The 16,740-nt window shown below is 72.0% G+C and carries 17 protein-coding genes and 2 pseudogenes; 7 read left to right on the top strand and 12 right to left on the bottom strand.

What is annotated here, in order from left to right; all coding sequences use genetic code 11:
• Window positions 1–321: 321 nt before the first annotated feature.
• Window positions 322–768 (bottom strand): hypothetical protein, encoded by a 447-nt coding sequence (locus TU30_RS09175; protein ID WP_052479763.1) that lies wholly within the window; start codon window positions 766–768, stop codon window positions 322–324.
• Between the two features lie 178 nt (window positions 769–946).
• Between TU30_RS09175 and TU30_RS09170 the strand changes: the two genes are divergently transcribed.
• On the top strand, window positions 947–1,882 hold the full coding sequence (locus TU30_RS09170; RefSeq protein ID WP_107068405.1) for an SDR family oxidoreductase: 936 nt from the start codon (window positions 947–949) through the stop codon (window positions 1,880–1,882).
• A gap of 322 nt (window positions 1,883–2,204) precedes the next feature.
• Here TU30_RS09170 and TU30_RS09165 read toward each other — a convergent pair whose 3' ends face one another.
• From TU30_RS09165 to TU30_RS09120, 11 genes and pseudogenes are all read right to left on the bottom strand, one after another.
• The gene (locus TU30_RS09165) at window positions 2,205–2,381 is read right to left on the bottom strand and encodes a hypothetical protein (protein ID WP_370626600.1); all 177 of its coding nucleotides are present in this window, start codon (window positions 2,379–2,381) and stop codon (window positions 2,205–2,207) included.
• Between the two features lie 65 nt (window positions 2,382–2,446).
• Window positions 2,447–2,599: pseudogene (locus tag TU30_RS33865) on the bottom strand (LuxR C-terminal-related transcriptional regulator); the annotation flags it as partial.
• Window positions 2,600–2,673: 74 nt separating this feature from the next.
• On the bottom strand, window positions 2,674–3,324 hold the full coding sequence (locus TU30_RS09160) for a CoA transferase subunit B (RefSeq protein ID WP_042166946.1): 651 nt from the start codon (window positions 3,322–3,324) through the stop codon (window positions 2,674–2,676).
• Complete coding sequence (locus TU30_RS09155; protein WP_042166943.1) at window positions 3,321–4,076, bottom strand: CoA transferase subunit A; 756 nt, start codon at window positions 4,074–4,076, stop codon at window positions 3,321–3,323. The genes TU30_RS09160 and TU30_RS09155 overlap by 4 nt, the downstream gene beginning before the upstream one ends.
• Window positions 4,077–4,366: 290 nt before the next feature.
• Window positions 4,367–5,119, bottom strand: coding sequence for an SDR family oxidoreductase (locus TU30_RS09150; protein ID WP_042166941.1), 753 nt, complete (start codon window positions 5,117–5,119; stop codon window positions 4,367–4,369).
• A complete protein-coding gene (locus tag TU30_RS09145; RefSeq protein WP_042166938.1) occupies window positions 5,116–6,087 on the bottom strand; it encodes a fumarylacetoacetate hydrolase family protein in 972 nt (323 codons plus the stop codon). Before TU30_RS09145 ends, TU30_RS09150 begins: the two co-directional genes overlap by 4 nt.
• 107 nt (window positions 6,088–6,194) lie before the next feature.
• Window positions 6,195–7,133 (bottom strand): VOC family protein, encoded by a 939-nt coding sequence (locus TU30_RS09140; protein ID WP_042166935.1) that lies wholly within the window; start codon window positions 7,131–7,133, stop codon window positions 6,195–6,197.
• 2 nt (window positions 7,134–7,135) lie between these two features.
• A complete protein-coding gene (locus tag TU30_RS09135; RefSeq protein ID WP_042166932.1) occupies window positions 7,136–8,137 on the bottom strand; it encodes an amidohydrolase family protein in 1,002 nt (333 codons plus the stop codon).
• Window positions 8,134–9,264, bottom strand: coding sequence for an FAD-dependent oxidoreductase (locus tag TU30_RS09130; RefSeq protein ID WP_042166930.1), 1,131 nt, complete (start codon window positions 9,262–9,264; stop codon window positions 8,134–8,136). The genes TU30_RS09135 and TU30_RS09130 overlap by 4 nt, the downstream gene beginning before the upstream one ends.
• Before the next feature lie 24 nt (window positions 9,265–9,288).
• A complete protein-coding gene (locus TU30_RS09125; RefSeq protein ID WP_042166928.1) occupies window positions 9,289–10,251 on the bottom strand; it encodes a cyclase family protein in 963 nt (320 codons plus the stop codon).
• Complete coding sequence (locus TU30_RS09120) at window positions 10,248–11,246, bottom strand: fumarylacetoacetate hydrolase family protein (protein ID WP_042166926.1); 999 nt, start codon at window positions 11,244–11,246, stop codon at window positions 10,248–10,250. The genes TU30_RS09125 and TU30_RS09120 overlap by 4 nt, the downstream gene beginning before the upstream one ends.
• Window positions 11,247–11,370: 124 nt before the next feature.
• On the opposite strand from TU30_RS09120, the gene TU30_RS09115 reads away from it, so the two are divergent.
• The 6 genes and pseudogenes from TU30_RS09115 to TU30_RS37025 all read left to right on the top strand — a co-directional run bounded on the left by TU30_RS09115 (window position 11,371) and on the right by TU30_RS37025 (window position 16,737).
• On the top strand, window positions 11,371–12,300 hold the full coding sequence (locus TU30_RS09115; protein ID WP_042166924.1) for a LysR family transcriptional regulator: 930 nt from the start codon (window positions 11,371–11,373) through the stop codon (window positions 12,298–12,300).
• Between the two features lie 227 nt (window positions 12,301–12,527).
• Entirely contained in the window at window positions 12,528–13,760 is a 1,233-nt protein-coding gene (locus TU30_RS09110; protein WP_042166921.1) for an MFS transporter, read from the top strand.
• 75 nt (window positions 13,761–13,835) lie between these two features.
• Window positions 13,836–14,447: a DUF1214 domain-containing protein gene (locus TU30_RS37035; protein WP_234307813.1), complete on the top strand. Its 612-nt coding sequence runs from the start codon at window positions 13,836–13,838 to the stop codon at window positions 14,445–14,447.
• Between the two features lie 10 nt (window positions 14,448–14,457).
• On the top strand, window positions 14,458–14,802 hold the full coding sequence (locus tag TU30_RS09100; RefSeq protein ID WP_052479762.1) for a hypothetical protein: 345 nt from the start codon (window positions 14,458–14,460) through the stop codon (window positions 14,800–14,802).
• A gap of 21 nt (window positions 14,803–14,823) precedes the next feature.
• Window positions 14,824–15,915, top strand: a pseudogene (locus tag TU30_RS37030) (SulP family inorganic anion transporter); the annotation flags it as partial.
• A 63-nt stretch (window positions 15,916–15,978) separates the two neighbouring features.
• Window positions 15,979–16,737, top strand: a complete 759-nt coding sequence (locus TU30_RS37025) for an STAS domain-containing protein (protein ID WP_370626606.1) — start codon at window positions 15,979–15,981, stop codon at window positions 16,735–16,737.
• The last annotated feature ends 3 nt before the right edge of the window (window positions 16,738–16,740 follow it).

Below are 16,740 nucleotides of genomic sequence, written 5' to 3'. Positions count from 1 at the left end.
CGGGATTGTCGAACGTTGCCAGAAAACGATTCAGTGAATGTGCGTGAGCGAACGATGTGGTGGGTGGGACGTTCCCGTCGGACCTCTTGGTGCCACCGGCGCACCGTCGGCGGCCCCTTCGGTGCGCCGCCGTCCGGAGAGTTCGTTCGACCGGCTGAACGGGGAAATCGCGCCGCGGAGCGGTGCCCCGGGCCGGTGGAGCGGCCCTCCTGGGCCCGCAGGGGGGAACCGCCGGAAGCGTCACCCCGCGCCTGATGCGGCGTTGCGCTCGTGCATATGTGCTTCCGTACCGCTCGGGCCCCGCTCGCCGCGGCCGCGCCCTCACGGCAGTCGCCCGTGCGGGGCGGTGACCACGTGCGCGTCGATGCAGTGCTTCTTGTGCTCCCCGGAATGGAAGGAGCGGTCGGCGGCGATCCTGTCGGCCGGCGGTGGTGTGCCGTCCAGGGTCACGAACGCCTTGGCGGAGGCGGGCTCCACTGTTTCGGCGAGCGCCGGGGCGAAGGTGGTCAGGACGTCGGCGGCCCCGGTGACGTACCGACGGGCGGTGGTGGTGCCTGTGTCGAACCCGGCAGCGGGCTGGGCGTAGGTGTGACCGCGGCGCGGAAGGGCCGGTACCGGCAGTGGCTGTCGTCCGGCGGGCAGGAGGCGCCCTCGCGTGCCGTGCCCACGGCAACGTGCCGCCAGTCCGGTGGTGGAGGTGGGCGGATCGGCGCCGGCTGGGCGGACAAGCGTGCGGAAGCTCCTGGCGTGACGGTACGGACTCGACACCCCTCCTGCTTCCTCGACGGCCGTGCTCGGCAGACAGGTGGGAAAAACCTCGGTCCCTCCGTCGTGTCGAACAGTGAAAAATGCGACACAAGGTGTCGGGTTTTGGATCGATCATGGTGTCACCGGTCGGCGTCGACGACTGACGTGGGCCGGCTCGTGCAGACAGACAAGGAACTCGATGAGATTCATGCCCGACACATCGGCACCAGACCTCCGCGGAAGGATCACGCTGGTCGCGGGTGCGACACGGGGAGCTGGACGCGGCATCGCCGTCCAGCTCGGTGCGGCAGGTGCGACGGTCTACGTCACCGGCCGCACGACTCGGGAACGGCGCTCGGAGTACGACCGGTCCGAAACGATCGAGGAGACCGCGGAGCTCGTCACCGCGGCGGGCGGAACCGGCATCGCGGTGCCGACCGACCACTTGGTACCCGAGCAGGTCCGTGCGCTGGCCGAGCGCATCGACGCCGAACAGGGGCGGCTCGACGTGCTGGTCAACGACATCTGGGGCGGAGAGCGGCTGTTCGCTTTCGACAAAGCGGTATGGGAACACGACCTCGACAACGGGCTGCGGCTGCTCCGACTCGGCGTGGAGACCCACGCGATCACCAGCCACTTCGTGTTGCCGCTGCTCGTGCGTCGACCGGGCGGACTCGTGGTCGAGATGACCGACGGAACGTCCGCGTACAACGGAACGCGCTACCGCAACTCGTACTTCTACGATCTGGCCAAGAACAGCGTGTTACGCATGGCGTTCGTGCTCGCACACGAGCTGAAGCCGCATGGCGGGACGGCGGTGGCACTCACCCCGGGCTGGATGCGTTCAGAGATGATGCTCGACACGCTCGGCGTCACCGAGGACAACTGGCGCGACGCGCTGACCACGGTGCCGCACTTTTGTATTTCGGAGAGTCCGGCGTACGTCGGACGCGCGGTCGCGGCGTTGGCAGGCGACGCCGACATCGCGCGCTGGAACGGTCGGTCGCTGTCCAGCGGGCAGGTCGCGCAGGAATACGACTTCACTGATCTCGACGGCTCGCGCCCCGACTGCTGGCGTTACCTGGTCGAAGTCGACAACGCCGGCAGACCGGCAGACGCCACCGGGTATCGGTGACGGGCGCCGCTCACGGGCCGGGGTGCTGAAAGGCCGCCCGGTAAGGGGTAGACCTCTCCAGCCGTCCGGCCACACTCATGGCGGCCGGCTGTGGCCCCTGACCCGCCTCACGGGCCCGGCCACCCCGGACGTGGCCGGGCTGAGCCGGCACGGGGGTACCCTGCTTCACGTGATCCGCGGCACCGGGATTCCGCGGCATCCGAGACCCGGGCCTTCATCGGACCGCCGCCGTCCGCGGGACCGCTCCGGCCCACCACTGGACGACCGCCCTGGGCCGGAGCGCGGCTCGTCCTCCCGCACCGTCTCGCCGCTCAATCGGCTGTCAGAGATCGTCGGGGAGCAGCCGGAAGGAGGGTTGCCCGGTCAGTGGCCGCATCATGCGGAAGTGGCCGTCCGTCGTGAAGACGTCGGCCGTCCGGAAGGCCGCCGCCAGGGCAACGTTCATCGCGTCCGCCAGGCCCACTCCCGTGCCACCGTCCGCGTCGACGTGCCCGCGCATCACCGCCTCTGCCGAATCCGAGGAGGGCGGGCTCTCCGCCCGACCCTGCCGCGGCCGCCCCCCGGTCAGGCGATCCCGCCCCCGCTGCCGCCGCTCCGTTCCGTTCGATCGCCGTTCATCAGCAGTGCCGGCTCGACCCGTGAGCGGACGCCCAGCCGGCTGAAGCTGTTGCGCAGGTGGTGGTCCACGGTGCGGGGGCTGAGCGGCAGTCGCGCGGCCGGGCAGGCCGTAGCGGTCGTGGGAGAGGGCCGTCACGACCAGGTCGTGCGGCGACGGGCCGGGGCGGGCGCGTTCAGTACGCCGCTGCCGCGTGGTCCACCAGCACCTCGGCCCCGGTCCGCACCACGATGTCCTCCACTGTGACACCGGGGGCGGTCTCGACCAGTACGAGGCCCTCCGGCCTGACGTCCAGGACGCCGAGGTCGGTGACGACGCGGTGCACGCACCGTTCACCGGTGAGCGGCAGGGTGCACTCCTCGAGGATCTTGGGGCTGCCGTCCTTGGCGGTGTGCTCCATGAGGACGACGACGCGGCGGGCGCCGTGGACGAGGTCCATGGCGCCGCCCATGCCCTTGACCATCTTGCCCGGGACCATCCAGTTGGCCAGGTCGCCGCGGGCGGACACCTGCATGGAACCGAGGACGGCGATGTCGATGTGGCCACCGCGGATCATGCCGAAGGACAGGGCGGAGTCGAAGAAGCTCGCGCCGGGCAGGACGGTGACGCTCTCCTTGCCGGCGTTGATCAGGTCGGGGTCGACCTCGTCCTCCGTCGGACAGGGGCCGGTGCCGAGGATGCCGTTCTCGGAGTGCAGTACGACGTGCACACCGGGCGGCAGGTGACCCGGGATCAGGGTGGGCAGGCCGATGCCGAGGTTGACGTAGGAGCCGTCGGTGAGTTCGGCGGCGGCGCGGGCGGCCATCTGGTCGCGGTTCCAGCTCATGCGCGTACGGTCCTCTTCTCGATCTGCTTGTCCGCGGCTTCCCCGGGGGTGAGCCGTACGACTCGCTGGACGTAGACGCCGGGCAGGTGGATCTCGTCGGGGGACAGCTCACCCGGTTCGACGAGTTCCTCGACCTCGGCGATGGCGACGCGGCCGGCCATGGCGGCCAGGGGGTTGAAGTTGGCGGCCGCGCGGCGGAAGAGCAGGTTGCCGTGGCGGTCGCCGCGCCAGGCGCGGACGAGGGCGAAGTCGGTGGTGATGCCGTGCTCCAGGATGTGCGGGCGGCCCGCGAAGTCGCGGGTCTCCTTCGGCGGTGAGGCGACGGCGACCGTGCCGTCGGGAGCGTAGCGCCAGGGCAGACCGCCCTTCGCGACCTGGGTGCCGACGCCGGCCGGGGTGTAGAAGGCGGGGATGCCGGCGCCGCCCGCGCGCAGGCGTTCGGCGAGCGTGCCCTGGGGGACGAGTTCGACCTCCAGCTCTCCGGACAGGTACTGGCGGGCGAACTCCTTGTTCTCGCCGACGTAGGACCCGGTGACACGGGCGATACGGCCGGCGGCGAGCAGGACGCCGAGGCCGCGGCCGTCGACCCCGCAGTTGTTGGAGACGACCCGCAGGCCGCCCGTCCTTCGGGCGTGCAGAGCACGGATCAGGACCTCGGGCACGCCGCTGAGGCCGAAGCCGCCGACGGCGAGCGAGGCGCCGTCGGGGAGGTCGGCCACGGCCTCGGCGGCGCTGCCGATGACTTTGTCCACGGTGAGGTGTTCCTTTCAGTGTGCCGCGCCGGGCCGGACGGTGGACCGTCCCGCGCCGACGACGTGTATGCCGGTGGCCCTGGGGGCGGGCGGCACCGCCCCCGCGGGCGATGAGCCGCCGGGTCCCGACGGTCTCCCCGTGCAGCGGCCCCCCGCGGGCCACGGGCGCGCCCTCGGCGACGACGGGGCAGCACCCTCTCCGTGTGCGGAGCCGGGGGCCCGGCGGGCAAGGGGGCCGGCCCGGTCCCGGCCGCAGCCGGTTTCCGGGGCGGTCTCGCCTCCGTTCTGCTTCACGGCACTCCCTCGCGCAGGGCGTCGGACATGGACTTCACGCCGCCGTGCGCGGTGAGGCCGCCGTCGACGGGGATCTCGGCGCCCGTGATGAACGACGACTCGTCCGACAGCAGGAAGACCACGAGCGGGGCGACCTCGGCGGCGGTCCCGGTGCGACCCAGCGGGGTTTCCCGGACGTTGGCCTCGCGAAAGGCGGGCGTGACCGAGGCGGTCATGCCGGTCTCGATGTAGCCGGGATGGATGATGTTGACCCGGATGCCACGCGGCCCGAGTTCGAGTGCGGCGGTCCTCGACAGGCCACGCAGGTCCCACTTGCTGGCGGTGTAGGCGACCGGGTAGTGGGCGGTGAGCGCGGCGGAGGAACCGACGTTGACGATCGAGGAGCCCGGAGGCATCAGCGGGGCGAGGTGCTGGATACCGAGCAGGGGGCCGGTGACGTTGACCGCGTGGACCCGGTCGAAGTCCTCCGCCCGTACGCCGCCGAGCCGCGCCCGCCAGGTGACTCCCGCATTGCTGACCAGGCCGTGGACCTGCCCGTACGCCTCCTTCGGTTCGGCGGCGAGGCCGGCCCACTCCGCTTCGCTGGTGACGTCGAGGCGGCGGCAGTCGCCCTCCGGCCGCGCGTCGGTGGCGATCACCCGTGCTCCTTCCAGGGCGAGCGCCTCGGCCTCGGCGGCGCCCTGACCGCGGGCCGCGCCGGTGACGACGACCACCCGGCCCCGCAGTCTCCGGGGGCGGAGTTCGTTCACGGCCGCTTCCGGCTTCGGCGCCGGCCGGTGGGCAGAGGCACCGGATCGGCGCCGGGAACAACGGTGCTCGACACCGTCCCGATGCCCTCCACGGTGAGCGTGACGGTGTCACCGGGCTTCAGCGGCGGCGGGCTCTGCTCGCCGCGCAGGCCCCACAGTTCGGCGAGGCAGCCGCCGTTTCCGCAGGTGCCCGACCCGAGGACGTCACCCGGTACGACCCGGGTGCCGCGCGCGGCGTAGGCGGCCATCTCCTCGAACGTCCAGCTCATGTTGGACAGCAGGTCCCTGCCGACGACCTCGCCGTTGACCTCGGCGGTCAGCGCCAGCCGCAGGAAACCCTCGTTGTCGCGGTACGGCTCCAGTTCGTCGGCGGTGACCAGGTACGGGCCGAGGGTGGTGGCGGTGTCCTTGCCCTTGCAGGGGCCGAGGCCGACCGTCATCTCCGCGGACTGCAGGTCGCGGGCGGACCAGTCGTTGAAGACGGTGTAGCCGACGATGTGGTCGCGGGCCTGCTCGGGGGTGAGGTCACGGCCCTCGCGGCCGATCACCGCGCCGACCTCCAGCTCGAAGTCCAGGACTGCCGAGCCGGGCGGCACCGGGATGTCGTCGCGCGGGCCGTACACGGCGTGCGGGTTGGTGAAGTAGAAGGTCGGGGCGGCATACCACTGCCCGGGTACGCCGGCCGCGCCGTCGACGGACCGTCGTACGCCTTCCACGTGCTCCTCGAAGGTCACGAAGTCCCGTACCGAGGCGGGGCGGAGCGGTGGCAGCAGGCGGACCTCGGAGACGTGCGGGCCGGCCGGGACGCCGAGGGTGGCGGCGCCGAGGTCGAGCAGAGCGGGGAGTCCGGTTCCGTCGGCGAGGACCTCGGTGAGCGAGCGGGTACCGGGCACCGGGTACAGCACACCCTCCTTGTCGACCACCGCGAGGCGGGACCGGTGCCGGTGTTCGTAGGTGGCGAAGCGCATGCGAGGGCTCCTGGCGGGGGTGGTGGGGCCGGGGACGCGGCGGCAGTCGGGGCCTGCCGGGGGAGTGCCGCGCCCCCGGCGCCGGGGGACGGGGGACGGGGAGAGGATCAGACCGGTGGGGCGACGAAGACGCCGCGGTCGGGGTCGTTGAAGGACTCCTTGGCGACGAGCTCGTTCATCGGGTTGGCGGTGCCCCACTGGTCGGTGACCTCGGGCTGGGAGAAGTCGTGGACGTGGGGGTGCCAGGTGTCCTCGTCCAGGCACTCCAGCTCGGTGGTGTACTCGACGGTGTTGCCGTGCGGGTCGAGGAAGTAGGTGAAGGTGTTGTCTCCGGCCATGTGCCGGCCGGGCCCCCAGATCTTCCGGTACCCGGCGCGCATCACGCGGCCGGAGCCGCGCATGTACTCGTCGATGCCGCGCATCTCGAAGGAGACGTGGTGCAGGGAGGTGTGCGGGCCCTTGGCGAGCGCCATGGAGTGGTGCTGGTTGCTGATCCGCATGAAGTGCATGACCTCGCCCATGTGCGGCGAGCTGAGCGTGTCGGACAGCGCGAAGCCGAGGTGGCGTTCGTACCACTCCCGGGTGCGGTCCAGGTCGGGGGAGTTGAGCACGACGTGGGACAGCTTGACCGGGATCGACTCCCTCTCCTCGATCTTGCGGTGCCGGCGCACCTCGACGTCGGCGGAGACCTCCACGGTGCGGCCGTCGACGTCGAAGAAGCGGAAGCCGTAGCCGCCGCCGGGGGTGTCGACCTTGCCCGGCCGGGAGGTCAGCTGCACGCCGCCCGCGAGCAGTCGCTCGGCGAGGGCGTCGACGTCGGCCGGGTTCGCGGCGCCGTAGGAGACGAGGTCCAAGCGCTTCTCGTCGGCCCTGCGCAGCCGGATCACGTACTGCTCGGGGGAGCCTTCGGCGGCGAGGAAGGAGATGCCGGAGTCCTCGGCGACCTTCGTCAGGCCCCAGACACCGGCGTAGAAGTCGAGCTGCTTGTCGTAGTCGGGCACGGCGAGGTCGACGTGCCGGAGGTGGGTGAGCAGACGTGCGCTCATGATCACTCCTTGAAGAGGAGGGCGGTGGCGTTGCCGCCGCGTACGGCGTGGAAGTCGGAGTCGGGCAGCCGGGCCGCGCGCAACGCGCCGACGGGGTCCTCGGTGCCCATGTCGAAGGGGAAGTCGGAGCCGAGCAGCACCCGGTCGGGCCCGGCGACGCGGATCAACTCCCGCAGCACGTGCGGATCGTGGACGAGCGAGTCGAAGTACAGGCGCTTCAGGTAACTGCTGGGCAGGTGGGCGCAGCCCGTGCCGGCGTCGGAGCGGGCGGACCAGGCGTGGTCGGAGCGTCCGATGTGGGTGGGCAGGTAGCCGCCGCCGTGCGCTGCGAGGACCTTCAGCCCGGGGTGGCGGTCGAGCACCCCGGAGAAGATCAGGTGCGACAGCGCGACGGCGTTCTCGGTGGGCTGGCCGACGGTGTTGGACAGGTACCACTGGTCCAGGCGCTCGTCGAGCGTGCACCCGAAGGGATGCAGGAAGACGATCGCGCCCGTCTCCTCGGCCCGCGACCAGAAGGGCTCGTACGCCGGATCGGACAGCTCGCGCCCCGGGGCGTGACTGGAGATCTCCACGCCCAGCAGGCCCTGGTCCAGGGCGTGCCGGAGGGCGTCGACGGCCAGCCCGGGATGGTGCAGGGGAGCCAGCCCCAGCCCCTTCAGCCGGTCCGGGGCGGCCGCACAGTGCGCGGCCGTCGCCTCGCCCGCGAGCCGGTACACCTTCTCGGACGTCTTCGCGCCGGTCCAGTAGTGGTAGTGCGAGGGGGAGGGGCTGACCAGTTGCACGTCCACCCCCTGGGCGTCCATCGCGGCCAGCCGCACGCCGGCGTCGGTCAGCCGCGGGATGCGCTCGCGCACCATCGGGCCGCTGACCGCCGGCGCGGCGGGTCCGTTGCGGCGGGCGTCCAGCGCCTTCGCCTCCGCCAGCCCCGGCAGACCGGCCACCAGGGCGTCGACCTCGGGCAGCAGGACGTGCGCGTGCACGTCCACCGTGGGGGGCGTGGTCACGGCAGCTCCCGCAGCATCGCCATGGTGCGGCCCATCAGCCCGGCCACGTCGGCGTCGCGCACCCCGTCGAGCTGCCACTGCCCGAGCTGCACGGACGCCTCCACCACCGCGCGCACGCGCGGAACGCGGCGTTCGTAGTACGCCTGGAACAGCGCGTCGTCCCACGCCCGGCCGCCGGTGAGCAGCCCGGCCAGCACCCAGGCGTCCTCGATCGACATCGCCGCACCCTGGGCGAGGGTGGGCGGGCAGCAGTGCGCGGCGTCCCCGACGAGGACCACGCGGCCGCGGTGCCACGCCCCCTCCACCAGCAGCCGGTCGAACCAGGTGTAGTTGACCTTCGCCGGGTCGGTGATGTGCCCGGTGATCTCCGGCCAGCAGCCGCCGTAGGCGGAGGCCAGGCGGCGCATCTCGTCCGCGTAGGTCTCCGGCGGGATGGACGCCCGGTCGCGGTTGGCCTCGACGACGTACGCGTAGAGGGTGCTGTCGCTGGTGGGGCAGTAGCCGGCGATGTAGGCGGGGCCGCCGTAGGCGAGGTCGGTACGGGTCACACCGGCGGGCCGCGGGGCGGCGATGCGCCAGATGGCCATGCCGGTCGGCTCCGGCTTGTCGGTGATGCCGATCGCGGCGCGGGTGGCGGAGCCCAGTCCGTCGGCCGCGACCACCAGGTCGTAGCGGCCCTCGGTGCCGTCGCTGAAGCGGACCGTCACCCCGTCGCCGTCCTGGTCGAACGTCTCGGCCCTGGTGCCCAGCCGCACCGCCGCGCCACTCGCGCGGACGGCGTCGGTCAGGGCCCGCTGGAGCTGAGGGCGCTGCATGCCCATGGTGGCGGGCAGGTCGTCGCCGCCGGTGCGGATGTCCCGGGCGACGTGCAGGACAGTGCCGTCGGGGGCGGTGATGCCGACCGAGTCGAAACCGAAGCCGGACTCCTCCACCTGCTCCCACACGCCGAGTTCGCGCAGGACGCGCAGGGCGTTGCCCTGGAGGGTGATCCCGGAGCCGGCGGTGGCGTTCCAGTCGTCCCTGGCCTCGATCAGGTCGACGGCGACACCGGCCCGGCGCAGCAGGACGGTCACGGCGCAGCCGGACGCGCCGCCGCCGACGACGAGGACGGTAGGGGATGTGCTCATGGGGGAACTCCTTCGTTCCGCTGCTTACTTGACGGCGACGGGGTTGACCGGGGAGCCGACGGCGCCGGTGATGGGCAGCGGTGCGGCGGTGAGCCAGAACGCGTACGCGCCGTCGCCCGCGCAGTCCTCGGCGAGGGCCTCCAGGTCCCACATCTCGCCGATCAGCAGACCGATGTGCGGGATCGCCACCTGGTGCAGGGGCTGGAAGGCGTGCTCGAACTCGTTGGGCCGTACCTCGAAGCCCCAGGTGTCGGTGGCGACCGCGGCGATCTCGGTGCGGTGCAGCCAGTCGGCCGTGGTGAACGACAGACCGGGTGCCGGGCCACCCGCGTAGTCGCCCCAGCCGCCGCGGCGGACCCGGGCGAGCTGACCGGTGCGCACCAGGACGATGTCACCCCGGCCGACCTCCACGCCGTGGGCGGCGGCGGTCGCGGTCAGGTGTTTCCCGGTGATCGCGAAGCCGTCCGGCAGCTCACCGTTCCCACCGACGACCCGGCCCACGTCCAACAGCACGCCGCGTCCGGCGACATGGGGCGCCATGTGCTCGATGCCGGTGACCAGGTCGCCGTCGGAGGTGACGACCTTCTCGGCCGCCCTCCCGTTCCAGGCCCTGCCGTGGTCGAAGATGTGACCGAGCCCGTCCCACTGGGTCGAGCACTGCAGCGGCATGCTGATGACGTCGTCGGCGCCGCCGATGCCGTGCGGGAAGCCCTGGTTGCCGAGGGCGGCGTCGGTGCCGGTGTCCAGCATGGTGTGTACGGGGTTGGTCCGGCGCCGCCAGCCCTTCTGCGGGCCGTTCATGTCGAAGCGCTGCGAGAGCGAGAAGCTGACACCGCGCCGCACCAGGGACGCGCCTTCCCGGCGCTTGGCCTCGTCGAGGAAGTTGAGCGTGCCGAGCACGTCGCCCTCGCCCCAACGGCCCCAGTTGGAGCACGTCCTGGCGGCCTCGGCGATCGCGCCCCCGGGGTCGTGCCGGTCGAGGGTCACGACACCTCCGCCGTGCACCGGGTGCGCTGTACACCGAGTCCCGTGATCGAGCCCTCCATGACGTCGCCGTCGCGCAGCAGCCGGCCCCAGTGCATGCCGTTGCCCGCCGGGCTGCCGGTCAGCACCAGGTCGCCGGGCAGGAGCCGTGCGGTCTGGGAGGCGTACGCCACCATGCGGGCGGCGTCGAAGATCATGTCCTGGGTGGACTCGTCCTGCATGGTCTCGCCGTTGAGCTCGAGCGTGACGCGCAGGTCGCCGGGGTTCGCGATCGACTCGGCGGGCACGATCCACGGGCCCAGGGGGGTGAACCCGGGAGCGTTCTTGCTGCGCAGCCAGTCGGTGCCGATGGCCGGCATGTCCCGGCGGAAGACGGTCGCCCGGTCGGTCAGATCATTGGCGATGGTGTACCCCGCGATGCACCGCGCGGCCTCCGCGACGGAGACCCGGTGGGCGGTCCGTCCGATCACGACGGCCAACTCCAGTTCCCAGTCCGGTTTCTCGGCCCAGGCGGGCAGCACGACGTCGTCGTACGGGCCGGTGATCGCGCTCGGCAGGCCGATGAACACGTACGGCAGGTCCTCGGCCGCCCGCCGGTCCATGATCTCCGCCGCCTCGGCCCGCCTCTCCTCCTCGGGCCGGTCGTCGCCGGGGGCGCGGTGGGCCACGTGCAGGTCGATCACGTGCTGCCGGTAGTTCGCGCCCGACTGGAACACCTGGCGCGGCTCGACCGGAGCGTGCACCCGGAAGCCGCCCAGCGGTCGGCGTTCCACATCACCGCCGGCGACCAGGTCCCGCAGTCGAGGCAGGGCCGTGTCCCAGCTCTCCAGAAGCCCTCGCGTCGTCAGCGAGTCGTCGGACAGGGCCGCTCTGAGGTCGGTCACCCGACCGTCGGGAGTCACGAGAGCGGGGAAGGCCGGCCCGTCGGGGGCGGAGAGGGTGGCGAGCGCGAACGGTCCGGCGAACAGTGCGGACGTGGGTTCGGGTTTCACGGACATGTCCTCCTGATGGCGTGCGACTACTCTGAACCCCGCACCAGTGATCGCGGAAATAGATTCTGTGGATGACCGGCATCCACCGTGTTTATCGCGCTGCCGTCGGTGCCGCACCCAAGGGAGTCCCGTGAACCTGGCCCGTCTCGACCTCAACCTCGTCGTCGCGCTGCGCGCCCTGCTCGAGGAGCGCAACGTGACCCGGGCCGGGCAGCGCGTCGGGCTCAGCCAGCCCGCCATGAGCGCCGCCCTGGCCCGGCTGCGCCGGCACTTCGACGACGACCTGCTCGCCCGTGTCGGCGGTCACTACGAACTCACCGCCCTCGGCCAGGTCCTGCTCGACCGCACCGCCACCGCACACGACGTACTGGAACGCCTCTTCGCGAGCCAGGCCGACTTCGACCCGACCAGGGAGAACCGCGAGTTCCGGCTGCTGGCCTCCGACTACGCGGTCGCCGTCTTCGGCGCCGAACTCGCGCGCACCGTGCACGAGGAGGCCCCGGGGATCCGGCTGCGCCTCACCCAGACCCCGCCCAGCGTCACCGACGACACGGCCACCCTGCTGAGCGCCACCGACGGCCTCCTCATGCCGCACGGCGTCATCAGCGACTTCCCCGCCACCGACCTCTACGACGACCGCTGGGTCTTCCTCGTGTCGAAGGACCACCCGAGCGTCGAGGACCGCCTCACCCGGCAGGACCTGGCCCGCCTGCCGTGGGTGATCTACCAGCGCACCTACGACGCGCCCGCCGTGCGCCAGCTCGGCATGCTCGGTATCGAGCCGCGCGTCGAGGTCTCCGTGGACAGCTTCCATCTGCTGCCCCTGATGGTCGCCGGCACGCGCCGGATCGCCCTGGCGCAGGCCCGCCTCGCCCGCTTGATGGCACCCCTGGCCCCCGTCCGGGTGGTGGAGCCGCCGTACGAGGCGGTGCCGCTGCGGGAAGCGCTGTGGTGGCATCCGGTGCACACGCACGACGCGGCCCACATCTGGCTGCGCGAGACCGCCGCCAGGGTCGCCAGGCGCATGACCGGTGCGGACGAGCAGCGACTCCCGTCCTGACACAGCCGGTGTGCCGAGGACCGGCCCGGGCGCGTGTCACCGTCCGGCCCGATATCCAGGCGCTGGATCGGCTGCATCCGGAATGCGGATGGTGGCGGGGGTGTGCAGAACCCGCGTCAGGAACGCATAGTCGTGCCACGCCGACCGCCCACGTGCCGGTTCCCCCCACCGGGGGCCCGCCCGCCGTGCGGCGCCATCCCTCCCCTCTCGCGTCCCGGAGTGCCGCCATGCCCGCTCCCGCCTCCCCGCCCGCCCGCGACCACGTCGGCCCGCCGGCGGGCAGGCTGCCCGCCGTTCTGCTGATGGCCGGCAGCTGCCTGCCCGTCCTCGGCGCCGTGCTGCTCGCCCCGGTGCTGCCCCGCATGCAGGACCACTTCGAGGGCGTCGCCGGCAGCGCGGCGCTGGTCCCCCTCGTACTCACCGTCCCGGCGCTGTCCCTCGCCCTGCTCGCCCCCTTCGCGGGTGCCGTCGTCGACCGGCTCGGCCGCAAGCGCCTGCTGGTCGTGGCGACCGTCCTGTACGCGCTGTTCGGTACGGCCCCGCTGTGGCTCGACTCGCTGCACACCATCCTGGCCAGCCGGGTCCTGGTGGGCGTCGCCGAGGCGGCCGTCATGACCGCTTGCACCACGCTGATCGGCGACTACTACACGGGACGGGTCCGCGACCGGTACCTCGCACTGCAGACGATGTGCGCGTCGGCGTCCGCCACGGTCTTCTTCGTGGTCGGCGGAGCACTGGGGTCGGCGGGCTGGCGCGCCCCCTTCTGGCTCTACGCGGTCGGACTGCTGCTCGCCCTCGCCATGGCCCGGGCCCTGCCGGACCCGCAGCCGTCGGCCGGAGACGGGCAGGCCCGTGCCGGGACGGAGGCCCGTCCGTTCCCCGTGCGCCGGATGGCCGGCATCTGCCTGCTGACCGTGTTCGGCGCCGTCGTCTTCTACACCGTGCCCGTGGAGATGTCCTACCTCCTCGACGACCTGGGCGTCGGCTCCACCGGCGTCATCGGTGCCGCCACGGCGATCGCCAGCGCGGCCACCGTCGCCGGCTCCGTCGTCTTCACCCGGCTCACCGACAGCCCGCGCCGTCGGCTCCCCGCCGTCTTTCTGCTGTGCGGTGCCGGATTCCTCCTGATGGGATTCGCCGACAGCGTCCCCCTGCTGGTCGCCGCCGCCGTGGTCAACTGCGTCGGCACCGGACTGCTGCTGCCGTCCCTGCTGACGCTGGCCATGTCCCGGCTCGACTTCGCCGACCGGGGGCGCGGTACCGGACTGTGGACGTCGGCGTTCTTCCTGGGCCAGTTCCTCTGCCCCCTGGTCCTCCTCGGCGGACAGGGACCGCTCGGCGGTCTGGCCACGGCCGTCGCGGCGCTCGGCCTGGTCACCCTGCTGCTCGCGGGCGTACTGCTGCCGCTGACCCGCCGTCCCCCCGTGGCGCTGCCGCACCCCGCTCCCGAGGGGGCCTGACACGGTGGGACCGGTGCGCCGCCGACGTCCACCCGACGTCGGCGGCGCACCGGTCGGTGTCCGAGCCTTCCCCTCGTGCCGTCGTGCGGCTCGGCTCACGATCCCCGGGGTGACCGGCAGCAGTCATCAGGCCGGCCGTCGTCGCCGAGGCGCCGTAGGCACGCTGGATCCAGGAGGGGAGGTACGCCAGGGCGCCGAACAGGCCGGCGCCGGGCAGCAGGGCGAGCAACGAGCACAGCAGCAGGGGGCGGCGGCGCAGCATGTCCACGGGCAGCACCGGGTTCGCCGCGTGCCGCTCCCACCACAGAGTGGCCACCGTGGCCGGCCTACACGGCGGAGGACTCCACGGGCGAGTGGCTCGATGGCGGTAGGAGTTACACGCTCGCCCTGCCGAGCGGCATCCCGGTGAAGAACTTCTGGGCCGTCAACGCCTACGACCCCCAGCCCCGGTCGCTGCTGCGCACGGAGCACCCCTACCCGAGCGTCAACAGCCAGTCGGAAGGCGTCCGGCACGAGAGCAACGGCGACACCGTCGTCCACTTCGGCCCCACCGCGCCGGAAGGCCAGAAGGCGAACTGGGTCCAGACCGTGCCCGGCAAGGGGTTCTTCGTGATGCTGCGGCTCCACGGCCCGCTCGAAAGCTGGTTCGACAAGAGCTGGCGGCCGGGCGAGATCGAACCGGCGTAGGCAGACGGCCGTGGGTGAGGCGATCGGTCAGGTTCTGTCCTACGGCGTCGCCGTGGCGCTGAGCGCGTTCCCGATCATCGGTGTGGTGCTGATGCTCGCCACCCCCGGGGCGCGTTCCAACGGGCCGGCGTTGCTCCTGGGCCTGGCCCTGGTCGGCACGATCGTGCTGCTGGTCTCCGGCGGCGCCGGCCCGAACGACCAGGGGCAGCCCGCCGACTGGGTCAGCGTGCTCGACCTGGCGCTCGAAGCGCATCCTCGACGGTCTCAAGCTCTGGATGGAGCGGAACAACACGACGATCATGGCCGTGACCTGCCTGCTCTTCGCCGCGAAGCTGATGGGCGATGCCATAAGTGATCTCTCCTCGTGAGGACGGACATGCACTGGCTGTTCCCCTCACTGCGGGGTTACCGGTGGCAGTGGCTGGGGCGGGACGCGTCGGCCGCGATGACCGTGTGGGCGGTTCTCGTGCCCGAGGCGCTCGCCTACGCGACGATCGCCGGCGTCTCGCCCGTCGTCGGCCTCTACGCCGCGCCGGCGGCCCTGATCCTCTACGCCGCCTTCGGCAGCTCCTGACACCTGGTGGTCGGGCCGATGGCGGCCACGGCGGCACTCTCGGCGGCGATCGTCGGTGAGGCCGCGGGCGGTCCCGGCGCGCACTCCGCCGCGCTCACGGCGGCCCTGGCCGTCACGGTGGGCATCGCGGCGCTCCTCGCCGGACTGCTGCGCCTCGGCTTCCTTGCGAATCTCATCTCCGAGCCGGTGCTGAAGGGCTTCATCGTGGGCCTGGCACTGACGATCATCGCGGGCCAGCTGCCGAAGCTCTTCGGTGTCGAGGGCGGGTCCGGGAACTTTTTCGAGAAGATCTGGGCCCTGATCGGAGACCTCGGCGGCACCAGCGGCTTCACCGTCCTGGCCGGCGTCGGCAGCCTCGCCTTGATCCTCGTTCTCAAGCGGGCCGCCCCGGGGGTACCCGGCTCGCTGATCGCGGTGTCGCTGGGAATTGCCGTAGCTGCGGTTTTTGATCTGGAGGACCACGGTGTCGATGTCGTCGGCAGCATCGAGACCGGTCTGCCCTCGTTCGGCTTCCCCGATGTCTCGGTCGACGACCTCGGCGGCCTCGCTGCCGGGAGCGTCGGCGTGACGCTCGTCGCCTTCGCCGAGGGGCTCGGTGCGGCGGAGAACTACGCCGCCCGCGACCACTACGAGGTCGACGCCAACCGCGAGCTGATCGGGCTCGGCGCCGCCGGCCTGTCCAGCGGCATGGTCGTCAACAGCAGCCTCTCGAAGACCGCTGTCAACTGGTCGGCGGGCGCACGCACCCAGCTCTCCGGGATCCTCGTGGCCGCCCTGACCGTGATCACGCTCCTCTTTCTCACCGGCCTCTTCGAACCGCTCCCCGAGGCGGTGCTCGCCGGGGTGGTGATCGCGGCAGTGGTGGAACTGGTCGACTCCCACTCGCTGGTCTCCCTCTACCGCGTCTTCACTCGTAGGCCCGGCCAGGCCTACGGCGTCGCCGCGCGGCCGGATTTCATGGCCGCGGTCGCGGCAATGCTCGGGGTGATGGTCTTCGACACGTTGCCTGGCCTCTTCATCGGCATCGGCGTCTCCCTGCTCCTGCTCCTGTACCGCTCCTCGCGTCCGGTCATCAGCGAACTGGGGCAACTGCCCGGGAACGGACGCTTCGCCGCACTCGACAGACACAGCGAGAGCCGCAGGATTCCCGGAGTGATCGTGCTGCGCGTCGAGGCCGGCATCTACTTCGCCAACGCCGAGCGGATCCGGTCCGAGGCCCGGGGGGCCGCCGCCCGTGAAGGGGTGACGGCGGTCGTGATCGACGCCGAAACAGTTCCCTTCGTCGATGTCAGCGCCGTGCGCATGCTCGACAACCTGGCCGAGGAACTCGAGGATCTCGGAGTCCGGCTCCTGCTCGCCCGCGACGTGGGCCAAGTGAGGGACGTGTTGCGCACTGCCGAAGCCAGGACGGAGCTGAGGCGTGTGTGTCCCACTGTGCGGGCGGCGGTCGACGCGGCCAGGACCGGCATGACTCGACCTTTCGATACGACGCCTGCCGAGCCGTCGGCGGCGGTCCGGGGGGAAACTGAAGCGGCGTGCCTCATGGATGCCGATTGCCTCCTCTGGCAGCTACCGCGACCCCGCCCGTCCCGGTGTCCTTCTCGTCCCCGGCGCCGTGGGCCTCGGCTTCGGCACCGTCGTCATTTACGACACCGAGACCGCAGCCGCAGCCGACTCCACCGCGGCGGCCCTCCACGTGACCTGCGTGCGTCATGATCA

It is taken from the genome of Streptomyces sp. NBRC 110035 (assembly GCF_000829695.1).
In the GTDB taxonomy this organism is placed as follows: domain Bacteria; phylum Actinomycetota; class Actinomycetes; order Streptomycetales; family Streptomycetaceae; genus Streptomyces.
This window is presented reverse-complemented; position numbering and strand designations above follow the sequence as displayed.